27 protein-coding genes are annotated in these 20,529 nt (G+C 55.8%); 16 read left to right on the forward strand and 11 right to left on the reverse strand.

Going from position 1 to position 20,529, the window contains the following annotated elements; translation table 11 throughout:
- Window positions 1-125: 125 nt before the first annotated feature.
- From BEN30_RS04580 to BEN30_RS04590, 3 genes are read left to right on the forward strand one after another with little or no spacing between them, the layout of a single operon-like run.
- Window positions 126-371, forward strand: a complete 246-nt coding sequence (locus BEN30_RS04580; RefSeq protein WP_069957162.1) for a type II toxin-antitoxin system CcdA family antitoxin — start codon at window positions 126-128, stop codon at window positions 369-371.
- Window positions 371-670: a CcdB family protein gene (locus BEN30_RS04585; protein ID WP_069957163.1), complete on the forward strand. Its 300-nt coding sequence runs from the start codon at window positions 371-373 to the stop codon at window positions 668-670. The genes BEN30_RS04580 and BEN30_RS04585 overlap by 1 nt, the downstream gene beginning before the upstream one ends.
- Window positions 671-700: 30 nt before the next feature.
- The gene (locus BEN30_RS04590) at window positions 701-967 is read left to right on the forward strand and encodes a (2Fe-2S) ferredoxin domain-containing protein (protein ID WP_069957164.1); all 267 of its coding nucleotides are present in this window, start codon (window positions 701-703) and stop codon (window positions 965-967) included.
- A gap of 2 nt (window positions 968-969) precedes the next feature.
- On the opposite strand, the gene BEN30_RS04595 is transcribed toward BEN30_RS04590, so the two are convergent.
- Window positions 970-1,308: a zinc ribbon domain-containing protein YjdM gene (locus tag BEN30_RS04595; protein WP_069957165.1), complete on the reverse strand. Its 339-nt coding sequence runs from the start codon at window positions 1,306-1,308 to the stop codon at window positions 970-972.
- A 144-nt stretch (window positions 1,309-1,452) separates the two neighbouring features.
- The gene (gene rpsU / locus BEN30_RS04600; RefSeq protein ID WP_069957210.1) at window positions 1,453-1,656 is read right to left on the reverse strand and encodes a 30S ribosomal protein S21; all 204 of its coding nucleotides are present in this window, start codon (window positions 1,654-1,656) and stop codon (window positions 1,453-1,455) included.
- Window positions 1,657-1,858: 202 nt separating this feature from the next.
- Between rpsU and def the strand changes: the two genes are divergently transcribed.
- Genes def through BEN30_RS04615 form a run of 3 tightly spaced genes read left to right on the forward strand, consistent with a single transcriptional unit; the run spans window position 1,859 to window position 4,019 of the window.
- Window positions 1,859-2,413: a peptide deformylase gene (def, locus tag BEN30_RS04605; RefSeq protein WP_069957166.1), complete on the forward strand. Its 555-nt coding sequence runs from the start codon at window positions 1,859-1,861 to the stop codon at window positions 2,411-2,413.
- 5 nt (window positions 2,414-2,418) lie between these two features.
- Window positions 2,419-3,087: a COQ9 family protein gene (locus tag BEN30_RS04610; protein ID WP_084005015.1), complete on the forward strand. Its 669-nt coding sequence runs from the start codon at window positions 2,419-2,421 to the stop codon at window positions 3,085-3,087.
- Between the two features lie 38 nt (window positions 3,088-3,125).
- Entirely contained in the window at window positions 3,126-4,019 is an 894-nt protein-coding gene (locus BEN30_RS04615; RefSeq protein WP_139134851.1) for a hypothetical protein, read from the forward strand.
- A 1-nt stretch (window position 4,020) separates the two neighbouring features.
- Here the strand turns inward: BEN30_RS04615 and BEN30_RS04620 are convergent, their stop codons facing one another.
- From BEN30_RS04620 to purE, 3 genes are all read right to left on the reverse strand, one after another.
- Window positions 4,021-4,368: a hypothetical protein gene (locus tag BEN30_RS04620; RefSeq protein WP_139134852.1), complete on the reverse strand. Its 348-nt coding sequence runs from the start codon at window positions 4,366-4,368 to the stop codon at window positions 4,021-4,023.
- A gap of 72 nt (window positions 4,369-4,440) precedes the next feature.
- Window positions 4,441-5,565, reverse strand: coding sequence for a 5-(carboxyamino)imidazole ribonucleotide synthase (locus tag BEN30_RS04625; RefSeq protein WP_245648987.1), 1,125 nt, complete (start codon window positions 5,563-5,565; stop codon window positions 4,441-4,443).
- Window positions 5,566-5,591: 26 nt separating this feature from the next.
- The gene (gene purE, locus BEN30_RS04630) at window positions 5,592-6,086 is read right to left on the reverse strand and encodes a 5-(carboxyamino)imidazole ribonucleotide mutase (protein ID WP_069957169.1); all 495 of its coding nucleotides are present in this window, start codon (window positions 6,084-6,086) and stop codon (window positions 5,592-5,594) included.
- Window positions 6,087-6,308: 222 nt separating this feature from the next.
- Between purE and BEN30_RS04635 the strand changes: the two genes are divergently transcribed.
- Entirely contained in the window at window positions 6,309-7,097 is a 789-nt protein-coding gene (locus BEN30_RS04635; RefSeq protein WP_069957170.1) for a GGDEF domain-containing protein, read from the forward strand.
- A gap of 8 nt (window positions 7,098-7,105) precedes the next feature.
- Here BEN30_RS04635 and BEN30_RS04640 read toward each other — a convergent pair whose 3' ends face one another.
- A complete protein-coding gene (locus BEN30_RS04640) occupies window positions 7,106-7,729 on the reverse strand; it encodes a 2-hydroxychromene-2-carboxylate isomerase (RefSeq protein ID WP_069957171.1) in 624 nt (207 codons plus the stop codon).
- Between the two features lie 33 nt (window positions 7,730-7,762).
- Window positions 7,763-7,966: a YdcH family protein gene (locus BEN30_RS04645; RefSeq protein WP_069957172.1), complete on the reverse strand. Its 204-nt coding sequence runs from the start codon at window positions 7,964-7,966 to the stop codon at window positions 7,763-7,765.
- 196 nt (window positions 7,967-8,162) lie between these two features.
- Between BEN30_RS04645 and BEN30_RS17850 the strand changes: the two genes are divergently transcribed.
- From BEN30_RS17850 to BEN30_RS04665, 4 genes are all read left to right on the forward strand, one after another.
- Window positions 8,163-8,330 carry a YdcH family protein gene (locus BEN30_RS17850; RefSeq protein ID WP_084005019.1) on the forward strand — a complete coding sequence of 56 codons (168 nt, stop codon included), beginning with the start codon at window positions 8,163-8,165 and terminating at the stop codon, window positions 8,328-8,330.
- A gap of 401 nt (window positions 8,331-8,731) precedes the next feature.
- Window positions 8,732-9,187, forward strand: a complete 456-nt coding sequence (locus BEN30_RS04655; RefSeq protein ID WP_456085409.1) for a thioredoxin family protein — start codon at window positions 8,732-8,734, stop codon at window positions 9,185-9,187.
- Window positions 9,187-10,596, forward strand: a complete 1,410-nt coding sequence (locus BEN30_RS04660; RefSeq protein WP_069957175.1) for a TolC family protein — start codon at window positions 9,187-9,189, stop codon at window positions 10,594-10,596. Before BEN30_RS04655 ends, BEN30_RS04660 begins: the two co-directional genes overlap by 1 nt.
- Window positions 10,593-11,105: an efflux RND transporter periplasmic adaptor subunit gene (locus BEN30_RS04665; RefSeq protein WP_069957176.1), complete on the forward strand. Its 513-nt coding sequence runs from the start codon at window positions 10,593-10,595 to the stop codon at window positions 11,103-11,105. Before BEN30_RS04660 ends, BEN30_RS04665 begins: the two co-directional genes overlap by 4 nt.
- A gap of 30 nt (window positions 11,106-11,135) precedes the next feature.
- On the opposite strand, the gene BEN30_RS19160 is transcribed toward BEN30_RS04665, so the two are convergent.
- Together BEN30_RS19160 and BEN30_RS04670 are read right to left on the reverse strand one after the other, a co-directional pair.
- Window positions 11,136-11,282 (reverse strand): YHYH domain-containing protein, encoded by a 147-nt coding sequence (locus BEN30_RS19160; protein ID WP_139134853.1) that lies wholly within the window; start codon window positions 11,280-11,282, stop codon window positions 11,136-11,138.
- Window positions 11,283-11,495: 213 nt separating this feature from the next.
- A complete protein-coding gene (locus tag BEN30_RS04670) occupies window positions 11,496-13,139 on the reverse strand; it encodes an acyl-CoA synthetase (protein ID WP_069957177.1) in 1,644 nt (547 codons plus the stop codon).
- A 201-nt stretch (window positions 13,140-13,340) separates the two neighbouring features.
- Here BEN30_RS04670 and BEN30_RS04675 point away from each other — a divergent pair, with 201 nt between their 5' ends.
- Both BEN30_RS04675 and BEN30_RS04680 read left to right on the forward strand, forming a co-directional pair.
- The gene (locus tag BEN30_RS04675; RefSeq protein ID WP_069957178.1) at window positions 13,341-15,248 is read left to right on the forward strand and encodes a propionyl-CoA synthetase; all 1,908 of its coding nucleotides are present in this window, start codon (window positions 13,341-13,343) and stop codon (window positions 15,246-15,248) included.
- Window positions 15,249-15,386: 138 nt separating this feature from the next.
- The gene (locus tag BEN30_RS04680; protein ID WP_069957179.1) at window positions 15,387-15,773 is read left to right on the forward strand and encodes a DUF3775 domain-containing protein; all 387 of its coding nucleotides are present in this window, start codon (window positions 15,387-15,389) and stop codon (window positions 15,771-15,773) included.
- A gap of 258 nt (window positions 15,774-16,031) precedes the next feature.
- Here BEN30_RS04680 and BEN30_RS04685 read toward each other — a convergent pair whose 3' ends face one another.
- Both BEN30_RS04685 and BEN30_RS04690 read right to left on the reverse strand, forming a co-directional pair.
- A complete protein-coding gene (locus BEN30_RS04685; protein WP_069957180.1) occupies window positions 16,032-17,123 on the reverse strand; it encodes a GGDEF domain-containing protein in 1,092 nt (363 codons plus the stop codon).
- A gap of 249 nt (window positions 17,124-17,372) precedes the next feature.
- On the reverse strand, window positions 17,373-18,137 hold the full coding sequence (locus BEN30_RS04690; protein ID WP_170826956.1) for a DUF1223 domain-containing protein: 765 nt from the start codon (window positions 18,135-18,137) through the stop codon (window positions 17,373-17,375).
- Window positions 18,138-18,252: 115 nt separating this feature from the next.
- On the opposite strand from BEN30_RS04690, the gene fabD reads away from it, so the two are divergent.
- The 3 genes from fabD (at window position 18,253) to BEN30_RS04705 (ending at window position 20,392) form a co-directional block, all read left to right on the forward strand.
- Window positions 18,253-19,191, forward strand: a complete 939-nt coding sequence (gene fabD, locus BEN30_RS04695) for an ACP S-malonyltransferase (protein ID WP_069957182.1) — start codon at window positions 18,253-18,255, stop codon at window positions 19,189-19,191.
- A gap of 50 nt (window positions 19,192-19,241) precedes the next feature.
- On the forward strand, window positions 19,242-19,979 hold the full coding sequence (fabG, locus tag BEN30_RS04700; RefSeq protein ID WP_069957183.1) for a 3-oxoacyl-[acyl-carrier-protein] reductase: 738 nt from the start codon (window positions 19,242-19,244) through the stop codon (window positions 19,977-19,979).
- Between the two features lie 179 nt (window positions 19,980-20,158).
- Window positions 20,159-20,392 (forward strand): acyl carrier protein, encoded by a 234-nt coding sequence (locus BEN30_RS04705; protein WP_069957184.1) that lies wholly within the window; start codon window positions 20,159-20,161, stop codon window positions 20,390-20,392.
- Window positions 20,393-20,529: the final 137 nt, after the last annotated feature.

Raw genomic sequence — 20,529 nt, forward strand, 5'->3', positions numbered from 1 at the left:
AGTCGCGACCGGTTTTTTGCGTCTTGCGTATGTGGACGCGGAAATGGGGGGGCTGTTTTGCCAGTATGTTGACGTGCGCATAATTATGCGCATAAAGTAATGCATGTTTTTGGAGGTGTGAAGCTATGGCGATCCAGCATGATCATGTCGCCCAAAGGCGGGCGACCAATATCACGGTGAGCAGCGATTTGCTGACGACGGCCAAGGCGCTTAAAGTTAACCTCTCACGCGCGGCTGAATCCGGTATTGCTCAGGCGGTGAAGAAAAAACAAGCCGAGCAGTGGGCCCTGGACAACAAAGCCGCCTTGGAAAGCTCAAACGCTTACGTGGACCAACGCGGTCTGCCGTTGTCCAAATATCGGCAATTTTGATGGCGCGATTTGACGTTTATCGCCACCCCGAAGGTGCGGGTTACTTGCTTGATGTGCAGGCCGATGTATTGGCTCAGCTGAACACCCGCGTGGTGGTGCCGTTGATGGTGCCCCGTGATGCGCCTTTGCCAGCGGCAAGGTTAAACCCCGTGTTTGAGGTAGAAGGGCAACAGGTGGTCATGGTCACGCAGTTCCTGGCCGCCGTGCCAAGCATGCTGCTGGCCCAGCCTATGGCGTCGCTGGCGGTCCGCGATATGGAAATCATCAACGCTGTGGATATGGTGTTTCAGGGCTTTTAAAAGTCCGTGAGCACCACATGAGAGGCCCTTATGACGCAGCCAAAAACCATTTACGTGTGCATCAACAAAAAAGGCGGGCCGGCGTGCATCGGGCCGCAGTCGCGCGCAATCTTTCGCGCCCTGCACACGCGGGCGCGGGAACGGGGCGGGGACGTTGTGGTTGAGCGTCTCACCTGTATGGGCGAGTGCAGCCACGGCCCCAACGCCAAAATCCACGGCGGCGCTGTGTTCAACGAAGTCAGCTTGGACGATGTTGAGCGGATTTTGGATGTGGCTGAGGGGAAGACCTCGGTCTAAAGCTAAGCCTTCTTGACGAACTCGGACTTGAGCCCCATCTGGCCGATGCCGGGGATTTTGCAATCTATGTCATGGTCGCCGCCCACCAAGCGGATGTTTTTCACCTTGGTGCCGACCTTCACCACCGATGACGAGCCTTTGACCTTCAAGTCCTTGATGACCACCACGGTGTCGCCGTCGTTGAGCTGGTTGCCCACAGAGTCCTTGATGACCATCTCGCCGGTGTCCGCAGCCGGGCCATCCTTGGGCCATTCGTGTGCACACATGGGGCAAACCAGCATCGCACCGTCTTCATAGGTGTATTCTTCGCCACATTTCGGGCATTTGGGCAGCGCGGTCATGGGGTTTGTCTCCGATAAATTTTAAAAGCGTGTGCCTTTCTCCCCCATTGAGGCTGAAGATGCAAGGGTGGTGCATTCAGGCAACAAAAAACCCGCCATCTGGCGGGTCTTCCGTTTGGAACATGGGACCTAAGCCCTTACGGGTTAGAAGCCTTCACGTTCCAGGCGCTTGCGCTCCATTTTACGAGCACGGGAAACGGCCTCGGCCTTTTCGCGTGCGCGTTTTTCAGAGGGCTTTTCAAAGTTTTTGCGAAGTTTCAACTCGCGGAAAATACCTTCCCGCTGCATCTTCTTCTTCAAAACTTTCAGCGCCTGATCAACGTTGTTATCACGAACGACAACTTGCACGTTAATCACTTCCTTTCAAGTTTGGGTTCAGACGAAAATTGGGGCATGATGCCTTGCTTGCCATCTGTTTCCGCACCACAGTGGGCGGAACGGGCGTGTTCTAGCACACGTTGGGCGGTATGTGAAGCTGAAGGTGAGCGTGTTAAAATGATCTTGTGTGCAAGGCAGAGGCGCTTGAGCGGCGTTTGAGGACCAAAAAAGCATGACGATTTTGAAGATTGCCCGCATGGGCCACCCGATTTTGCAAACCGTCGCCCAAGAGGTCGAAGACCCGGCGGACCCCAAAATTGCGGCGTTCGTGGCCGATATGATTGAAACCATGCATGACGCAAACGGCACAGGGCTGGCCGCGCCCCAGGTGCACGTGCCGTTGCGCGTTGTTATTTATATGGTTTCTCCGGCCAGAGACAGTGCAGAAGGCATCGGCGTTCCGCTCACCGTGCTCATCAATCCGGAAATCGAGCCTATTGGCTCAGAGACGGATGTGGATTGGGAGGGCTGTTTATCGCTGCCGGGCATGATGGGGGAAGTCGAACGCTTTACCCACATTCGGTATTCGGCGTATGATCTTAAGGGCAATCGCATCCAGCGCGAAGCCAAAGGGTTTCACGCCCGCGTGGTGCAACATGAATGTGACCACCTTGACGGGATACTGTATCCTTACCGTATTGAAAATATGGATAGATTTGGCTTTAGCGAAGAATTGATGAAACAAGCCCCCAGTCGTTTAGACGAAACCGAAGACGAGCAGGACTGAACGCCATGAGCGCCGCGCCGCAAAAAATGACCCGTGAAGAAAAAAAGGACGCCATCGTTTTGGCCGCCGCCCCTCATGTGGCGTTTGACGGCTGGGGCGATGCGGCGTTGGCAGCCGGGGCCGAAGACGCAGGCTTTGATGCCGACACCGCCAAGCGGCTGTTTCCCCAAGGTGCCGTTGATGCCATTGCTCAATTCGCCACCATTTCGGATCGTGAAATGATCAAAGCGATGGAGGCCGCCGACGTGGGCAGCATGCGGGTGCGTGACCGGGTTATTTTCGGGGTGCGTGCGCGTTTGGAATACCTAACACCGTACAAAGAAGCGGTGCAGGCTGGTCTCAGCGTTTTGATGAACCCGCTGCATGCGGCGCAAATGGCCCACATCACCCACACCACGGTGGATCACATCTGGTACGTGGCGGGCGATCGCTCGGCAGATTTCAATTATTACACCAAGCGCGGGCTGTTGGCTGCGGTGTACGCGCCGACGGTGCTGTATTGGTTGAATGACCGCTCAGAAAATTGTGAAGAGACGTGGGATTTCCTGGCCCGGCGCATCGACGACGTGTTGAAAATTCCGCCCCTGAAAGCCAAAGTGATGAATGCGCTCTCCGATCTTATGAAGGGTGGCCCATTTTCGAAGTTCAACAGTGATATGCAAATGCGTCCCTAGGGTCAGGACCTGAGGTTTGAAATGCGAGGGAAGTTTTCATGACAACACCTGTTCATCCCGGACCTGTACAAGGACCTGCTTTGGCACAAGGTCCCGCGCAAGGCATCGGCATGGCCGATCACTTCGTGATGTGTTCCCGGTTGGGACGTTATCTGACCTTTCAAGCCAGCGGGCGTTTTCTCATCACCGACGATTTTGCCACACCTAAGCTGTCCATCCCCAAGGACGCCCAGGCCTTGGCGGCCATATGTTCCAAAGACGAACTGGTGGCGCGCGCCGCCTTGATGCCGTTGGCACACCGTGCTGCGAGCCTCGACGACGGACGCCGTGAAGCCTTTGAAGAACTGTTTGAATTGATTGAACGCCAAACCCTCTCGCCGCTGGTGCGCGAAGGGGCTTTGGCGGTGTTGCAATCGGGCTTCCGGGAAAACCGCATTCGCGAATTGGAAGCCGTGCTCAGCGATGACTTGAGCCCGGCGCGCACCCGCTACCGCAAGTTTTTGGAAGTGGTGCGGGAACTGATCGAAGGGCGGTTGGCCAGCGGCACCTTTATCGATGAATTCGTCGACTTCACCAAAAGCGTTGCCGGACGCCTGGATTTTGGCATTTACAGCTATTGCATGGACCGCATCATTGCGACGCCGTTGATTCCGCTGCAGGTGAAAAAGATGGTCACGGTTGAAATCATGCGCTTTCCGCCGCTGATCCGTCGTGAATTGCTGTCCAACGCTTTGGCCAACGGCGGTGTCGACAGACAGGCCAAAGACTTCATCCGTCACGCCATCTCCATGCACTTGCCCAAGGGCCAGTTGCTGGAAATCGAGCTGTTGGAAGCGGTGAAAGAGCGCCGCATTACGGCGCAAGAAATCGAAAACACCTTGAACCGCGCCAGCATGGCAGCATCTTATAGCGGTGTCAGCGGTCGAGCTTAAATTAAGCCGTTAAATCCACCAAAGAGCCACGGGGCAGGGGCTCTGTGCTGTTCGCGTCTGCTCTGTCGGCGCGCGCGCGGAGGTCTTGAGCCGCCCGCAAATCGGAATTGATTTGGCGGTCGCGTAGCGCCTGTTCGGCATCAATGCGGCTTTGTCGGGCTTGGTTGGTGACGCGCTGCTGGTCCTGGGTGCGTTGGACCTTTTGGGTATCGGCGATGCGTTGCGCTGCGGCAACCTGTTGGGCATCGCTGACCCGCGTCGCGTTATCCGTCACACGTCGTTCCAGCGCAGCGTTGCGATCTTGCTCAGCACGTACGGTAACCAAGATGTCTTGGGCGGAAACATCCACAATCAAGCACTCCGTTGAAGGCTTTTATCATAGGCCTAACGGGATGTTTTCGCAATGTACTCGCGGAAGGTACTAGCCTTTCGGCTGGCTGCCTTTGGGATACAGGCGGTTGATGTGGCCCATTTTGCGGCCTTGGCGGGGTTCGGCTTTGCCGTACAGGTGCAGCTTGTTTTCCGGGTCGGACAGTTGTTGGTGCCACAGTTCCGCGTGGCTGCCCAACAGATTGAGCATCACCGTGTCGGAATGACGCTCGGTGGTGCCGAGCGGCAGGTCGGCCACGGCGCGCACGAACTGTTCGAATTGGCTGGTCTTGCAGCCGTCTTGGGTCCAGTGGCCGGAATTGTGCGGCCTGGGGGCCATTTCGTTGACCAACAGGTGTGCCTTGCCGTACCCATCTTGGGTGACGAACATTTCCACGGCCAGCAATCCCACCAAGTTCATGGCTTGGGCCATTTTTTGCCCGATGGCTGTGGCTTTGGCCGCTAAGTCTGCAGGGATATTGGCGGGCGCGATGGTTTTGTCGAGGATGCCGTCTTTGTGGCGATTTTCAACCACGTCAAAGGACGCCATGGCTCCGCCTTTGCGGCGCGCCGTAATGACCGATATTTCCAGCTTAAAATCGACAAAGCCTTCTAAAATGGCGGATCCGCCGCCCAAGTCTTGCCAAGCGTTGGCGGGGTCTGTATCGGCGTGAATGCGCACTTGGCCTTTGCCGTCATAACCCAGTTGGGTGGTCTTCAAGATCGACGGCGCACCAATTTCAGCGATGGCGGCTTTGAGGTCTTCGACGCTGGAGACGGCCTTCCAGGGGGCGGTTTCGATACCCAGTTCGTTGCAAAAGGTCTTTTCGCGTACCCGGTCTTGGCAGATGGCCAAGCATTCCCAGCTGGGACGCACGGGGGCCAAGTCGGCCAGATGGCGCACGGTTTGGGCGGGCACGTTTTCAAACTCGAACGTCACCACATCAACAGAACGGCCAAAGGTTTCGATGGCGTCTTGGTCGTCGTAGGCGCCATGGGTGACGTGGGCAGAGACCTGTTCGGTGGGGCTGTTTTGTTCCGGGGTGAAGACGTGCACGCGGTAGCCGAGTTCTGCCGCCGCCAATGCGGTCATGCGGCCCAATTGTCCACCACCGATGATGCCGATGACGGAACCGGGCTGAATAGCGCCGCTTTTTGAAAGGATGGTTTTGTTCAATTTGTGACCCGTTTTCAACCGGTGGCTTAATCTTGAGGCTCTTCGGCGACGGAGGCGGTTTGGTTCGCCCGCCATGCGTCCAGATTCTTGGCGATGGTGGTGTCGTGCAGTGCCAGAATGGATGCGGCCAGCAGTCCGGCGTTGATCGCACCGGCTCGACCGATGGCCAATGTGCCGACCGGCACACCACCGGGCATTTGCACGATGGAGAGAAGCGAGTCCATGCCTTTCAGCGCTTTGCTTTCCACCGGCACACCCAGCACCGGAAGCGGCGACATGGCCGCCGTCATACCGGGCAGATGCGCAGCCCCTCCGGCACCGGCGATGATCACCTGAAGGCCTTTGGCTTTTGCCGATTGAGCATAGGCCACCAAACGGTCCGGGGTGCGGTGTGCGGAGATGATTTTGGTCTCATACGCAACGCCCAGCTTATCCAGGGTTTCGGCGGCATTTTTCATGGTGTCCCAGTCGGACTGGCTGCCCATGATGATGCCGACGAGCGGTTTGGCCTGAGTGGTCATGTGCTCTGCTCCTGCAGCGGGCGAGGTGCCCCTTGAGAAAGCGGGTGATTATAGGCAAAGGGCTATTCCAGGCAAGCGATATGTCAGTACCTCCTTCAATACTTCCTGTGTGCGACTTCGTTTTCTCCGGACGACTAATCGTGTACACTTTCACGTGCAGAATCTGGAGAGCGGTCTGGTTGCCATGTGAGGCCCCGTCTTGCGCTCAGTTGGGAGAGGTAAATGGCCGATGATGTTGTAGGCCCCGCAGCACCGATTGTTTCCGTTCGGCCCGGCCGCAATCGCTTGGCCGAAGAGGACCGAGAGCTTCAGGCAGCCAAACGGGAACGCAAAGGCAGCCATGGCAGCGGCTTTGGCGGCATGGGCAGCGGCTATGCAAGCGGGCATGGGCATGGAAATGTCCAAGACGATATTGACGTTCTGGGTATCCCCAAAGAGGAAATGACCGAGAATGTGCGCAATGCCATAGACCTTTTGTTGCAAGAAATCAGTCATTTGCGCTCAGAGCTGTCCCGCACCAAGGGGCATGAGGCGTACCTGGAAGAGCAAGCTGAAAAGGATCGCCTGTTGCACGTGATGCGTCGTCGGGCGTTTATGGCGCGTGTGGCGTTGGCGGTGCGCCGCGCCGAAGAAGACAACGTGCAGTTTGCTTTTATCTACATTCAAGTCCAAAACGCCGCGGCTGTACGCAGTGAATTCGGTCATGGTGCTGTGGAAAGCCTGATGATGCAGGCATCAACCGCCTTGCGCGAAGCCTCTGAACCCGGCGACGTGTTGGGCAGTTTGGAAAACTTTGACTTTGGCGTGCTCTTGCCCGGCACCTCAATGGAGGAAGGGGAGCACAAAGCGATCGGCTTGGTGGAAACCTTGAACGGCCGCAGCTTCGCCTGGCAGGGTCAAATATTGAGCATCGTGGCCAAATTCGGCGACACGGTGATCGCAAAAGATGATATGGCCGACGACGTCGTTACCCGCGCCAAAGCAAATTTGACGGCGCGTTCAGGCACCTGAGCCGTGTTTTATCCCCCGTGTGATGTGAGCGCGGTTTCCAAAAACGACAACCGATCTTGGCCCCAAAACAGCTCACCTTGATACACATAGGTGGGATAACCGAATACGCCGCGTTGGATGGCCATTTGGGTGCAGGTGCTGAAGGCGGCATCGAGTTCGGGCGATTGAGCCTCTCGAAATAATGTCTCAACATCCAATCCACACAGCCCGGCCAGGGCGATCAGCGTGTCCACGTCACTGATATCGCGCTCTTCAGCCCAAACGGCCTTTAAGATTGAGCTGAGCAAGGGACCTGCGTTTTGCCCTGCAGCTTGTGTTGCGAGAATCAGTTTTGAGGCAGGGGCCTCGGGTGCGGGGAAGTGCTTGGGCTGTAGATTTAGCGGTATCCCCAAGTGCTTTTGCCACCGTGCCAGTTCAACCAGACGGTAATCTTTGCGGTGTTGGGCACGGTCTTTCAGCAGTTGCCCCCCGGTGGCGGGAAATAAATCGGGAGAACTGAGCGGGTGATAAATCACGTGGGCGTTAACCCGCTGGGCCAATTCTTGAAAACGACCGTTACCCAGATACGTCCAGGGGGAAACGACGGAAAAGTAATAATCGATGATGGGCTGGGGGGCGGACGTGGGGCTCATGGGGGTCTCCGTTAAATGCCAATATGCATAGACTTAGGCAATAATATCGGGAATGGAACCACTTTCGAGTTTGGCAATCTGATCTTTGAGCAATAATTTGCGCTTTTTCAAGCGTTGCAGCTGCAAACGGTCCGGCGCCGGGTCCAAGATCAGGCGCGCAATCACGTCGTCCAAGTCGCGGTGTTCGGTTTTTAACTGTTCAAGCTGAACGTGGAGGTCGTCAAAGGTATCGTTCATCGGGGTTCCGTCACATTTGAATGCACCATATCACAATTCGGTTCTGATTTCATACGACCTGATTTGAGATGATTTTTAGTGTTGCTGGCAAGGCCCTGACATAACGGAGTCTGTAACTTGGGCTTTTCATTTCCGTAACATTGTCGTAGGATTCTGTCTCTTAGGTAGGGTCCAAACAATAGTTGGAGAAAATCAAATGGCATTGGAGAACAGGATCGATTCGCTGAAACATCGCCACGGTGAACTTGAAATGGCAATCGATACAGAAGAGGCAAGACCGTTTCCAAATGAAGATCAAATCCACGCCCTCAAGAAGAAAAAACTCCGAATAAAAGACGAATTGGAAAGTCTCGCACACCATTGATCCAAACGATCAGTTGAGCATGCGAGGCTCAAAATCAAGCGCCGGTCTTCCCAAAAGGGGAGGCCGGCTTTGTTATGTTCTAGGGTCAAGGCCTCTTAATCTGATCCATTTGGCGGAGAGGACTGATTAGGCGCTAAACCCGCCGCAATGCCCCTCATTGCAAGGGGATAGCAACGACATCAGGCGTGAAAATCGTTCCGTCCGGGAAGGATTTGTTAAAAATGTATCAGATTAAGAGGCCCTGACCCAAAGCTGGTGATCATTTGTTCATTTTGTTACGATAAGAAAGAGAATCCGGTTTTAGACATATTGAGAGAAGTGGACAGAACATGCGCATTGCGATTGCTCCTTTGATTGCGTTTCTTGCTTTGCTGGTGATGACCCCCGTCNCTCTGGTGTTGATGACGGCACCCGCCCAGGCGGAATACCGGATCGAAAGCCTGGACAACGATTATCAAAACGAAATCAAGGCGGCGGCGGCAGACGGCAAATATGTGGTGCTGTTCTTTCATCAAGCGGGCTGTCCGTACTGCGACAAGATGCGCGCCCGTGTGCATCCTGCCCCCGACGTGATGAATTATTTCTCTCAACACTTTGTGATGATGGAAAGCAATATTAAGGGCAATCTTGACGTGGTTATGCCGGACGGGACCGCCGTGACAGAGGTCGAGTTTGGACAAAAAATTCGCGTGCGGGCGACCCCCGTGTTCGTCTTTTATGACTTTGATGGCAAACCGGCTTTGCGCACCACCGGCTATCTCGATGAAAAACAGTTTTTGCTGGCGGGACGTTACGTCGTGGATGGCGTTTACAAAACCGACAAGTCCTTCTTTCGCTATGTGCAAGAGCAGGACTGATGATGCAGCAAGGACAGATGGTTCGCGCCCTTGTGACGGCGGCTTTGGTTGTCGGTCTTGGCTGCTCGACGGCCTTGGGGGCAGACGAGCGGGTGCTCACCGCAGCAGAGGTGCTTGAAAGTGTTGAGGCCAATGGGGACTACGCCGTCACCATTGCGGCCGCTGATATCGACATCGCCCATGCCCGTCTGCAAGAAGCCGGTGCGGGCTTGATGCCAAAGTTGACGCTGTCGGCCAGCAGCCAGTTCTACCGCCCCAGCGCTCATAAACAATACTCCAATGACAATGCGGACGCTTATGGAAAGCTTGAAGTGGTTCAGCCACTGTACGATTTTGGCCAATCGGCCAGCGTGCGCGATGCGGCGGGCAAGGATGCCGAGGCAGCCGAGCAGATTTTGACCTCGGCGCGCAACACCGTGCTGTTGGAAGGTTTGGCGCTGTATTTCGATTTGCATGCTTCAGAACTGGAAGTGCGCGCTTTGAACGAAGCCCATACCTCGGCCTATTTGCGCTGGGACCGCGCCAAGGAAAACTTCGCCCTGGGCCGCGCAAGCCCCGTAGAAGTGGCGGAAGCCTTGAAATTTGCTGAAAAATCGCGACTGATTTATTTTAGCGAACGCTCGCAAAATGCCGTCTATCGCTTGCGTCTGGAAGAGCTGATGGGCTCGGCTTTGCCCGAAGAACTGATCGTTCCGCCCAAGCCGCCAAAAGCCAAACATAGCGCCATCGATCGCAAAAAATTTGTGGCCGCGGTGTGGGGTACAAACCCGGAACTTGCGGCTTTGGCCAAACAAGGTGAAGCCACGGGGCTGCGTCGCGAAGGCGTGGCCCAATTGCCCAGCTTGGAAGCCTACGCCAACACTGGATACACCACCCGCGATCTGCGTGGGCGAGACGATTATGCCGTGGGGGCCAGGTTGTCCTGGCCGATCTTTGATGGCGGATTGACGGCGGCGAAAAAGACCCGCTTGGCGGCGGAGCAATCGCGCGTCAATGCCAGGTTCGAAGCCAAAAAAAGCGATTTGCGCCGTCGCGCGCTGACCTTGTTGATGAGCTTGGACGACACCTATCAACGGGTCATTGCCGCGCGCGCGCAACATGATTATACGTCCAAGTTTTTGGTCCAGCGCCAACAGCTTTATGCTCAGGAACGGGTAGCGGACTTGGGGACGGCGATGGTTGAACACACCTCGTCCGAGGCGGAATTGGTGCGCGCCACCGGGGCTTATCTGTTGGTCCAAGCCCAGCTGGCGGTGCTTTTGGGCGAACAGCCGGGGCGGAGTTTGGAACCAGACTTTTTTGCCGCGCAAAATCTGTTGGATACGGATAGTGGGGACTTTGTCCCCAAAGCCGGAACAGGTTTTGGTCAAGAAGACGAAAATTCTTTTAAGCGTCAGGAACAGAAATGAAAAAGACCTTTTATTGTGTGTTGATGGCCACTTGTCTGATGGCTTTGCCGTCAACGTCTTGGGCTGCGGACCGGGCTTTGGCGTTTGCCGTATCGGGCGTGGTGGCGGACATCAAGGTCCAACCCGGCGCATCCGTCGCCCAAGGGGACGTGCTGGCGGTGCTGGATCTGGCCCCCTTTCAAGCCCGCGCGCAGGCCGCCGATGCGGCTGTTAAAGCCACCAAGGTTATCTTAGATCTGGCGTCACGCCGTTTGCAGCAAACCCAAGAATTGTTTGACGCCCTTTCGACCTCGGCAGAACAAGTCGAGTTGGCGCAAACCACCCAGGCCAATGCCAAAATGGCCTATGAAAACGCCCGCCGTGATGCCGCCCTGGCGGCCTGGAAACTGGGGCGCGCCACCTTAAAGGCCCCAACGGCAGGCACCGTCGCCTCTATCCCAGGTTACGTGGGCCAAGTGGTGAACTTGAACGCCGAAACGTTGGCCGTCGTGGTGGTGAACACGCCTTAATTCGGCGCTGCTGTCAGGGCTTTATGGGGCTTAATGACCACGGTGACAGTGGTAATCCCCCGTTTTGTGATTGGTGTGACAGCCTGAACTGTCAAGGCCACCTCCGTGGGCACGGACTTCCGCTGTATACAATGCAAACAAAGCAAAGCTTAAAAACATAGAGATCACGTATCGCATGGCGGCTCCATTCTCTCTTATTTAGTGTGTGTTAACAAATATACGCTAAATAAGAGAGAAGTGGAAGTGCGCAGGCTCCGTCTGTTGACAGGTTTGCCCGTGCTTAAATTACTCGTGGTGCAATTCCCAGACGTCATGGCGAGAAGCGCAGCGACGCGGCCATCCAAGGATGTCCGCGTTGGGCCTGTCCGGTGCAGCCTAAGGGGAAGTGACCTACAAATCTTCCGCCACTTCACGCAGTTTGAATTTTTGAATTTTTCCAGTCGAAGTCTTGGGCAGTTCCGTGAACACGACGTTTCTGGGGCATTTATAATGCGCTAGGTGGTCGCGGCAGAACTGGATCATTTCGGCCTCTGTTACCGTGTCTTCGCTGCCCGGTTTCAGTTCCACGAACGCGCACGGGGTTTCGCCCCATTTGTCGTCGGACTTGGCGACCACGGCGACGGAAAACACGGCGGGGTGTTTGTTCAAGGTGTCTTCGACTTCGATGGACGAAATGTTTTCGCCGCCCGAAATGATGATGTCTTTGGAACGGTCTTTGAGCTTGATGTACAAATCCGGTTGCATCACCCCCAAATCGCCCGAATGGAACCAGCCGCCGCGAAAGGCTTCGTCGGTGGCGTCCGGGTTTTTCAGATAACCCTTCATGACGATATTGCCCTTGAACATGGTTTCACCCATGGTTTCGCCATCGGCGGGGACCAGCTCCATGGTTTCGCTGTTCATGATTTCGAGGCCCTGCAACACGTGATAGGGCACCCCTTGGCGGCCTTTTTTCAAGGTTTGCTGCTCGATGCTCAAATCATCCCACTCCGGGTGCCAGGCGCACTGCACGGCGGGTCCATAGGTTTCCGTCAGGCCATAAACGTGGGTCACGTTAAAGCCCGCTTTTTGCATGTTTTCCAAGGTGGATGCGGGCGGTGGGGCGGCGGCGACCATGACTTCGACTTTGTGGTCAAACGGTTTGATTTCCGCCTTTGTGGCGTTGATCACGAAGTTCAGCACGATGGGCGCACCGCAAAAATGGGTGGCTTTTTCCTCAGCTATGGCTTTGTAAATGTTGGCGGCATTGACCCGGCGCAGACACAAACTGGTGCCCGCATTGGCCGCCAAGGTCCACGGGAAGCACCAGCCGTTGCAATGAAACATCGGCAAGGTCCACAGATGCCGGGGATGATGCCCCATGTTCCACCCCACCACGTTGCTGATGGCGTTCAGGTAAGCGCCCCGGTGGTGATAGACCACGCCCTTGGGGTTGCCGGTCGTGCCCGAGGTGTAGTTCAGGGAAATCGCATCCCATTCGTCGTCCGGTAAGGTCCAGGGATAGTCTTCATCGCCATCCAACAAAAACGCTTCATAGTCCTTTTCCCCCAGCTTTTCACCGCGGACCTCGGCCAAGGCGTCATCGACATCGATGATGGTGATGTCGTCGCGGCCAATTTGTGTCAGGGCGGCTTTGACGGTGGAGGAGAATTCCATATCGGTGATGAGCAGCTTGGCTTCGGCGTGATTGAGGATAAACGCGATGTTGTCCGCATCCAGGCGGTAGTTCAACGCGTTGAGCACGGCGCCGGTTACGGGCACGCCAAAATGGCACTCAAACATTTCCGGCGTGTTGGACAGCATCACCGCGACGGTGTCGCCCTTGGTGATGCCGCGCTTGGTCAGCGCGGATGCCAAACGCTTGGCGCGGATAAAGGTTTCCCCCCAGGTGTAGCGCCGATCGCCGTGGACCACGCTTTCTTTGTCGGGATACGTGCGCGCAGAACGCTCAAGAAAGGACAATGGGCTCAACGGTTGGTGGTTGGCGGGGGTCTTGTCCAAATGCTGTTCGTAGATATTTGCGCCGGCGCTCATGATGAGCTCTCCTAATTTTTTTCAAAGTCGGGGCAGTTTGACACAATGCTGCATTGCAAAAAACAGTCTTTTAGATCAAAATTCGCTTTAGGGAGACAGCCGTGCCCGCGCGGGGGTGTGAGTACGGCATATTGGTAGACTTCGACACGGTGCAAACGCAGTGCGTTGCGCCAGGTGCTCGTAGGACGTTCTGGAGGATTTATGGCTAACCCGTATGAAGTGGCGCATGCCCGTTCCCTGTCTGACCCCAGTGGTTTTTGGGGAGAGATCGCTCAACAAATCGATTGGGTGAAGCCCTGGGATAAAGTCCTGGACGACAGCAACCCGCCTTTTTATCGCTGGTTCAGGGATGCCGAGTGCAACACGTGTTACAACGCCGTGGACCGTCACGTTAAAAATGGCCGTGGCGACCAGCCCGCCATCATCTATGACAGCCCCATGACCGGCGGCACCCAGCAGACCTTTACCTACAGCCAGCTCTTAGATGAAGTTTCGCGTTTTGCCGGTGTTTTGCGCGCCAATGGCGTGGGCAAGGGTGATCGCGTGATCATTTATATGCCGATGATCCCCCAGGCCCCCATCGCCATGCTGGCGGTGGCGCGGTTGGGCGCCATTCATTCGGTCGTGTTCGGCGGCTTTGCTGCGGCGGAACTGGCGACCCGCATTGATGATTCCAAGCCCAAGGCCATCGTTGCGGCCTCGTGTGGATTGGAACCGGGTCGCACCATTCAATACAAACCCTTGCTGGACAATGCGGTTAATCTGTCGAAACACAAGCCCGATGCCTGCATCATTTGGCAGCGTCCGGAAGCTTTGGCCGACCTGTCCAATCCCGGTGATGTGGATTGGGCCGAGGCTGCCAAAACCGCTGAGCCTGCTGAATGCGTGACCGTGGCCGCGACCGATCCGCTGTATATCTTGTACACGTCCGGCACCACGGGTGTTCCCAAGGGCATCGTGCGCGACAACGGCGGCCATATGGTGGCGTTGAATTACACCATGAAGGCCATCTATGACGTCCAGCCCGGTGATGTGTATTGGGCGGCCTCAGATGTGGGCTGGGTCGTTGGCCACAGCTACATCGTTTATGGCCCGTTGCTACACGGCTGTACCACGCTGATTTATGAAGGCAAGCCCGTGGGCACGCCTGATGCGGGCGCGTTTTGGCGCGTCATTGCCGATCACAAGGTCAAGGTGTTGTTCACGGCCCCCACCGCTTTGCGCGCCATCAAACGCGACGATGCGGAAGCAAAACTGATGCAGCAATACGATATGAGCAGCCTCAAAGCGCTCTATCTGGCGGGCGAACGCACCGATCCGGACACCTTGGAATGGGCGCAAAAAATCCTCGGCAAGCCGGTCGTCGATCACTGGTGGCAAACCGAAACCGGCTGGTCCATTGCGGCCAACTGTTTGGGACTGCATGCCTTCCCGGTGAAGCCGGGCTCACCCACCAAAGCGGCACCCGGTTGGGATGTGCAGGTGTTGGCCGACGATGGTCACCCGGTTGGTGCGGGTACCATCGGATCCATCTGCTGCAAGCTGCCGTTGCCACCGGGGTCCTTGCCCACGTTGTGGAACGCCGATGCGCGCTATAAAGAAGCCTATTTGGACGAGTTTCCGGGCTTTTACAAAACCGGTGACGCGGGCTTCATTGATGAAGAAGGTTACGTCTACGTCATGTCGCGCACCGATGACATCATCAACGTTGCGGGCCACCGCCTGTCGACCGGGGCGATGGAAGAAGTCTTGTCCGCACACCCCGACGTCGCCGAATGCGCCGTCATGGGGGTCGCCGACCAGCTTAAAGGTCAGATGCCTTTGGGCCTGTTGGTGTTGAAAGCGGGCGTGACGCGTGACCATGCGGAAATCGTCAAAGAAGTGGTGAAAATGGTGCGCGATCAAATCGGTCCGGTGGCGGCGTTCAAAACCGCGACCGTGGTGGATCGTTTGCCGAAAACCCGCTCCGGCAAAATCTTGCGCGGCACCATGCAGAAAATAGCCGACAACGAAGAGTACAAAATGCCCGCGACCATCGATGATCCGTCCATTTTGGATGAAATCGAAGCCGCGTTGGAAGACATCGGTTACGCCAAGTCGCGCACCTGATCGTCATTTCTGCCGTGTGTTGAATAGGGGCCGGAAGGAAATCCTTCCGGCCCCTTTTTTCTGCGTATTTCAAAGGGTTCTGTGCTAATATGAGGTGGTGAAGAATCACTCTGAGGGAACTTCGAAAGGAGGATCGCCATGCAAGCCATTTCTTCCGAAAAAGTCTGTTTCGTCATCGTTAAATCACGTGAATTTGATGCCAAGGAAGACGCGCCCTATGAAGATCCAGGCGGCAACGCCTCGGATGATGGCGATCACCAAATTCTCAGTCACCAACCCGACGACAGCGTCTATGAAGAGCTGGTGTCGTTTTTTGAATCTTTAAGCGATGAAGAACTGTGTGAACTGCATGCCATGGTCATGCTGGGACGTGGCGACGTTGACATGGAGGGTTGGGATGAGGCCGTGCAAACCGCTCAAGACGATTTGGACGAAAACACGCCCAAACACCTGCTGGAAATCCCTTTGATCAGTGATTATTTGGCCGAAGCTTTGAGCCAGTTTGGCTGCTCATGCAGTGACTAGGTCTGGTCCGTCGTTCGTCAAAATCTCGTCGATGCGTTGACGGAGTCTGGTGGGGATGTCGGTTTGAGGATAAACCCGTCTGCGCCCAGCTCACGCAATTGATCCATCAGTTTTAAGCTTTTATAGGCGGTGAGGACGGCGGCTTTGCTGTCCAATTTGGGTGAAGTTCGCGGATCTTCTTAAGGGGCTCGTCCCCGTCCATGTTGACCATGCCGACGTCGGGCAAGATCAATCTGGGCTTATGATTCTTCAACGGGGCTAAGCACTCTTCACCACTTTTTTGGCCCCTTCATTGTGGAGTTCAACTCTGTTCCGTCCTGCGTTTTTGGCGCGGTACAATGCCGTGTCGGAATAGCCAATAACTTTTTCTACGGTGAAGCTTGGGTCTTCAAATGCGGCGATGCCGATGCTTGCGGTCACTTTGATCTCGCCTTTCGACGTTTTGATAACAAGACCTTCAATGAGTTCACGCAGGCGCTCCGCCAAGGATGCGGCTTCTGCAAGGGTTGTTTCCGGCATGATGATGGCAAATTCTTCACCGCCAATGCGGCCAATGATGTCGGTTTCTCGAAGGGCCCGTTCAAGGCTGGTTGCCATGTTTACCAAGGTGACGTCACCGCATTCGTGTCCCCAGGTATCGTTCACCAATTTGAAATGATCGATATCGATCATGGCAATCACATAGGTGTGATTGTAGCGTCGCGACTGAGCGTCAACCGCGTTGGCATATTCGAAAAACGCCCGGCGGTTGTTCAGGCCCGTCAGGACGTCCGTGCGGGCTTGCTGCTCGGCTGTTTTTGTGGCGTCTTGTAATTCCAGCGTCCGTATACGAACTTGATTTTCCAGGTCTTTGTTCAGGTTCGCAAGGTCGGTCTGGCCTTTTCTTGCTTCGATGAGCGCTGTCTCAAGGTGATGATTGGACATCGAAATGGCGACGACAGAGGCGACGACGGCCATAACCACCGTCATTAAATAGGTGATCCATGAGGGCAGGAATGACAACGAGACGTCGAAGTTGATCTCAAGAACCCGGTTGCCAAAAACGAAGCTGTAAGCCGTCAATATCATCGCCACAATCATCAGGATCGCGAGCGGAATGCCGAGCCGTTTTCCAAACAGGATCGTGGCGAACACTGGCGATAACAACAGCAACGGATTCGCCCCGGCAATCATACCCATGTTCCAAAATCCAATGCTGCCAACCATGAAAAGCAGAAAAACAATGGACCCGGCGCGGACGGGATAGGGAATGGATGCGCGAAAAAACAAAAAGGAGACACAGCGCAATGGCCGTTGCAACGTGAACGCCCATTGCCCATTGCCAACCGATGCTTTGGTAGCGAAGCACACTTGCCGTAGCCGTAGGGGCCGCCAACACCGCCGAGGCGAGGAGCATCAAATCGCAGATTCGTGTCCGGACATGGCGGAGATCGTCAAAGGTATCGTTCATTGCCTATTCCGATTGTGCACCCGTGTGCACCCGATTTCATGAAATGTTGCGCATCGTTACCACGATGGTATGGCAAATGTATGGAATGATTTTAAAGAAAGGCAAAGGCTGAAGATTTATTTGGCTGCGATAGTGCTAGAAACTTGATCTTAAAGCTTTCCCGCTGCCGTAATCGGGCCAAAGCCATAAGGTTGTGCGATGAGCGCGTAACCGCGCGTTGCGGCGGAGTCTGCTGGGGGCTCATCGGGGTCCGCTTTGGGGCGAGGAAAGCTGAGCGTTTGGGCCTCACCGCTCCAGGTGCCGACTTGCTCTAGGGTATCGACAGAATTGGTGTACGTGACCGTGCGCCCACCATTTTCCCCCGACGTGATGGCTTGGGTGGTGCTGGTCTGGTAGCTGATCAGCCACAAGGTTTGCAAATTGGGGCCTTGGGTTAAGGCGGGCAGGGTGGCGGTCAGGTTTTGCCCGTCGCTGTGTTCAAGGACAATCGGTTGGACCGTGCCGGACTGGATAGAACGCAGCGCCTCCGTTCTGTTGGAGCCGACGAATTCGTGGTGGCCGTTCACCACCATTTGCGGGGTGTAGACTTGGCGTTTTTCCATCTGGCGGGCATAAGCGCGTTGGCGATCGGAACAGAATTTATGGCTGAGCGTGTCGCGCCAATTCAGGTGATCCCAGTAGGTGACGTGACAACTGAGCGCGATGATGTCTTTGTTTTGGGTTGCCAGCTCGCTCAGCAAGGCATCCGCAGGCGGGCATGACGAGCAGCTTTGCGACGTGAACAGCTCCACCACCAAAGGCCCCTGAGGGGCGGGCACGGCTAAAGGGGCCGCATCCACCGGATCGCGCTGGCCCACAATCGACAGCCCAACGATGGCCACCAAAAAGGGCAAAAAGAGCAATTTGTGTCTCATAAAGTCCATATTCGCTCCGCCGGCAAATAAGTTTCAAAGATGCACGCATCTTGAACTCTTGATAGGGCTCGTGTAGGAACTTTGCATCTTATCACATTCTATATGGGGGTCGTGTATGACACGTGCATTGGTTTTTCCGGGGCAGGGTTCGCAAACCGTCGGCATGGGCAAAGCGCTTTATGACGCTTATCCTAGTGCCAAGGCCGTCTTTGACGAGGTTGATGACGCCCTGGGGGAAAAACTCTCCGACGTGATCTTCAATGGCCCCGAAGACCAATTGACGCTGACCGCCAACACCCAACCCGCCCTGATGGCCGTGTCGTTGGCGGCGTTTGCCGTGTTGAAAGACAAAGGCTTCGACCTGATCAGCGGTGCGGCTTATGTGGCCGGGCACTCGCTGGGAGAATATTCGGCCCTTGCGGCGGCGGGTACGTTTTCCATCGGCGATGCGGCAAAGCTGCTGAGAATCCGCGGCTCCGCCATGCAAGCGGCTGTGGGCGTGGGCGAAGGGGCCATGGCGGCGCTGTTGGGCCTGGATTGGGATACCGCGGCAGCCGTTGCGGCGGAAGCGGCCCTGGGCGATGAAGTGTGCGCCGCGGCCAACGACAACGTCGACGGCCAAGTGGTTATTTCCGGCACCAAAGCGGCTGTCGAGCGCGCCGCTGAGATGGCCAAGGAACGCGGTGCCAAGCGCGCCATTATGTTGTCCGTGTCGGCACCGTTCCATTGCGCTTTGATGCAGCCCGCCGCCGACGCCATGCACGAGGCCCTGGCCAAAGCCATCATGAACGCGCCCATCGTGCCGGTGATCGCCAACGTCACGGCGGCCCCGGTCACCGACCCCGATGAAATCCGCAAGCTGCTGGTGGCTCAGGTCACGGGCACCGTGCGGTGGCGCGAAAGCGTTCTGAAAATGGCTGAATTGGGCGTTGATCAGATGGTTGAAGTTGGCGCGGGCAAGGTCTTGGCGGGCTTGGTGAAGCGCAATCCGGACATTGAAGGCTCAAGCATCGGCAGCCCCGATGATATTGAGGCTTTCCTGAGCACGCTGTAAGCGTCACAATCTGAACTGAGAGACTGATTCGATCCGTGTAGGGGATATCCATGTTTGATTTAAGCGGTAAACGAGCCTTGGTGACCGGAGCTTCCGGCGGTATTGGCGGGGCCATTGCAAGGGGTTTGTACGCCCAAGGTGCCGATGTGGCCCTGTCGGGCACCCGTGCAGACGCGCTTGAAGCGTTGGCTGCGGAATTGGGATCGCGCGCGCACGTCACCCCGGCGCGTTTGGGTGAAGACGGTGCGGCGGAGCAATTGATTCAAGACGCCACGGCAGCCATGGGCGGGGTGGATATCTTGATCAACAATGCGGGCCTCACCCGCGACACCTTGGCCATGCGGATGAAGGACGAAGACTGGGATATGGTCTTGAACGTCAACTTAAAATCCGCCTTTCAACTGTCGCGTGCGTGCTTGAAGGGCATGATGAAGGCCCGGTTTGGGCGGATCATTTCCATCACGTCTATCGTCGGTGTGACCGGAAATGCGGGCCAAGCCAACTATGCGGCGTCCAAAGCCGGGTTGATCGGCATGTCGAAATCCTTGGCCCAAGAAGTTGCGTCCCGGGGCATTACGGTCAATTGCGTCGCCCCCGGATTTATCGCGACCCCCATGACCGAGGCCTTGAATGACCAGCAAAAAGCGGGCATTTTGGCCAGTATTCCGAGCGGTGCCATGGGAACACCTGATGACATTGGCGCGGCAGTCGTTTACCTTGCCAGTGATCAGGCCAACTACGTCACCGGGCAGACCCTTCATGTCAATGGTGGTATGGCGATGATTTAGCTTTTCCGATGCTGGCAATGGCAGGTAAAGTGTGTTAGGAAGCGGTGCTTTCTTGATGTGAAAGCCCTAAGTTTAGAGCCCGTGCCGCGCGGGCATCCCCTTGAAGCGAAAATGGCTAGAGTGGGTGGCGGGGCAAGGAACCTATAGTATTTACAACGTTTTATTCAAGGATTTCAGACATGAGTGATGTCGCAGACCGCGTTAAGAAAATCGTCATCGAACACCTTGGCGTGGACGAATCCAAAGTGGCTGACAATGCCAGCTTTATCGATGATCTGGGCGCAGACAGCTTAGACACCGTTGAACTGGTGATGGCTTTTGAAGAAGAGTTCGGTTGTGAAATTCCGGATGATGCTGCGGAAAAGATCCTCACCATCCAGAACGCGATCGATTATATCTCTGCGAACTCTTAAGGTTCGTTTACGGAATGGGGCGGGGGATTGCTGAACCCTATGGGGGCAGTCTGCCGCCTTTTCCATATTTGGTAAAACATTGGCAAGGCATGTGTATGGATGCGTCTGGCACAAGACTAACTCGCCAATTTGACACC

This window comes from Magnetovibrio blakemorei (genome assembly GCF_001746755.1).
Classification (GTDB): domain Bacteria; phylum Pseudomonadota; class Alphaproteobacteria; order Rhodospirillales; family Magnetovibrionaceae; genus Magnetovibrio; species Magnetovibrio blakemorei.

Bases quoted from the DNA above. Each gene is read 5' to 3' on its own strand.
- BEN30_RS19160 (WP_139134853.1), bottom strand. From the start codon at position 11,282: ATGCGATACGTGATCTCTATGTTTTTAAGCTTTGCTTTGTTTGCATTG.
- fabG (WP_069957183.1), top strand. From the start codon at position 19,242: ATGTTTGATTTAAGCGGTAAACGAGCCTTGGTGACCGGAGCTTCCGGC.
- BEN30_RS04670 (WP_069957177.1), bottom strand. From the start codon at position 13,139: ATGAGCGCCGGCGCAAATATCTACGAACAGCATTTGGACAAGACCCCC.
- def (WP_069957166.1), top strand. From the start codon at position 1,859: ATGACGATTTTGAAGATTGCCCGCATGGGCCACCCGATTTTGCAAACC.
- BEN30_RS17850 (WP_084005019.1), top strand. From the start codon at position 8,163: ATGGCATTGGAGAACAGGATCGATTCGCTGAAACATCGCCACGGTGAA.
- BEN30_RS04675 (WP_069957178.1), top strand. From the start codon at position 13,341: ATGGCTAACCCGTATGAAGTGGCGCATGCCCGTTCCCTGTCTGACCCC.
- BEN30_RS04580 (WP_069957162.1), top strand. From the start codon at position 126: ATGGCGATCCAGCATGATCATGTCGCCCAAAGGCGGGCGACCAATATC.
- BEN30_RS04590 (WP_069957164.1), top strand. From the start codon at position 701: ATGACGCAGCCAAAAACCATTTACGTGTGCATCAACAAAAAAGGCGGG.
- BEN30_RS04690 (WP_170826956.1), bottom strand. From the start codon at position 18,137: ATGAGACACAAATTGCTCTTTTTGCCCTTTTTGGTGGCCATCGTTGGG.
- BEN30_RS04655 (WP_456085409.1), top strand. From the start codon at position 8,732: ATGACGGCACCCGCCCAGGCGGAATACCGGATCGAAAGCCTGGACAAC.
- BEN30_RS04635 (WP_069957170.1), top strand. From the start codon at position 6,309: ATGGCCGATGATGTTGTAGGCCCCGCAGCACCGATTGTTTCCGTTCGG.
- BEN30_RS04660 (WP_069957175.1), top strand. From the start codon at position 9,187: ATGATGCAGCAAGGACAGATGGTTCGCGCCCTTGTGACGGCGGCTTTG.
- BEN30_RS04705 (WP_069957184.1), top strand. From the start codon at position 20,159: ATGAGTGATGTCGCAGACCGCGTTAAGAAAATCGTCATCGAACACCTT.
- BEN30_RS04615 (WP_139134851.1), top strand. From the start codon at position 3,126: ATGACAACACCTGTTCATCCCGGACCTGTACAAGGACCTGCTTTGGCA.
- fabD (WP_069957182.1), top strand. From the start codon at position 18,253: ATGACACGTGCATTGGTTTTTCCGGGGCAGGGTTCGCAAACCGTCGGC.
- BEN30_RS04645 (WP_069957172.1), bottom strand. From the start codon at position 7,966: ATGAACGATACCTTTGACGACCTCCACGTTCAGCTTGAACAGTTAAAA.
- BEN30_RS04585 (WP_069957163.1), top strand. From the start codon at position 371: ATGGCGCGATTTGACGTTTATCGCCACCCCGAAGGTGCGGGTTACTTG.
- BEN30_RS04665 (WP_069957176.1), top strand. From the start codon at position 10,593: ATGAAAAAGACCTTTTATTGTGTGTTGATGGCCACTTGTCTGATGGCT.
- purE (WP_069957169.1), bottom strand. From the start codon at position 6,086: ATGACCACTCAGGCCAAACCGCTCGTCGGCATCATCATGGGCAGCCAG.
- BEN30_RS04610 (WP_084005015.1), top strand. From the start codon at position 2,419: ATGAGCGCCGCGCCGCAAAAAATGACCCGTGAAGAAAAAAAGGACGCC.
- BEN30_RS04640 (WP_069957171.1), bottom strand. From the start codon at position 7,729: ATGAGCCCCACGTCCGCCCCCCAGCCCATCATCGATTATTACTTTTCC.
- BEN30_RS04680 (WP_069957179.1), top strand. From the start codon at position 15,387: ATGCAAGCCATTTCTTCCGAAAAAGTCTGTTTCGTCATCGTTAAATCA.
- BEN30_RS04595 (WP_069957165.1), bottom strand. From the start codon at position 1,308: ATGACCGCGCTGCCCAAATGCCCGAAATGTGGCGAAGAATACACCTAT.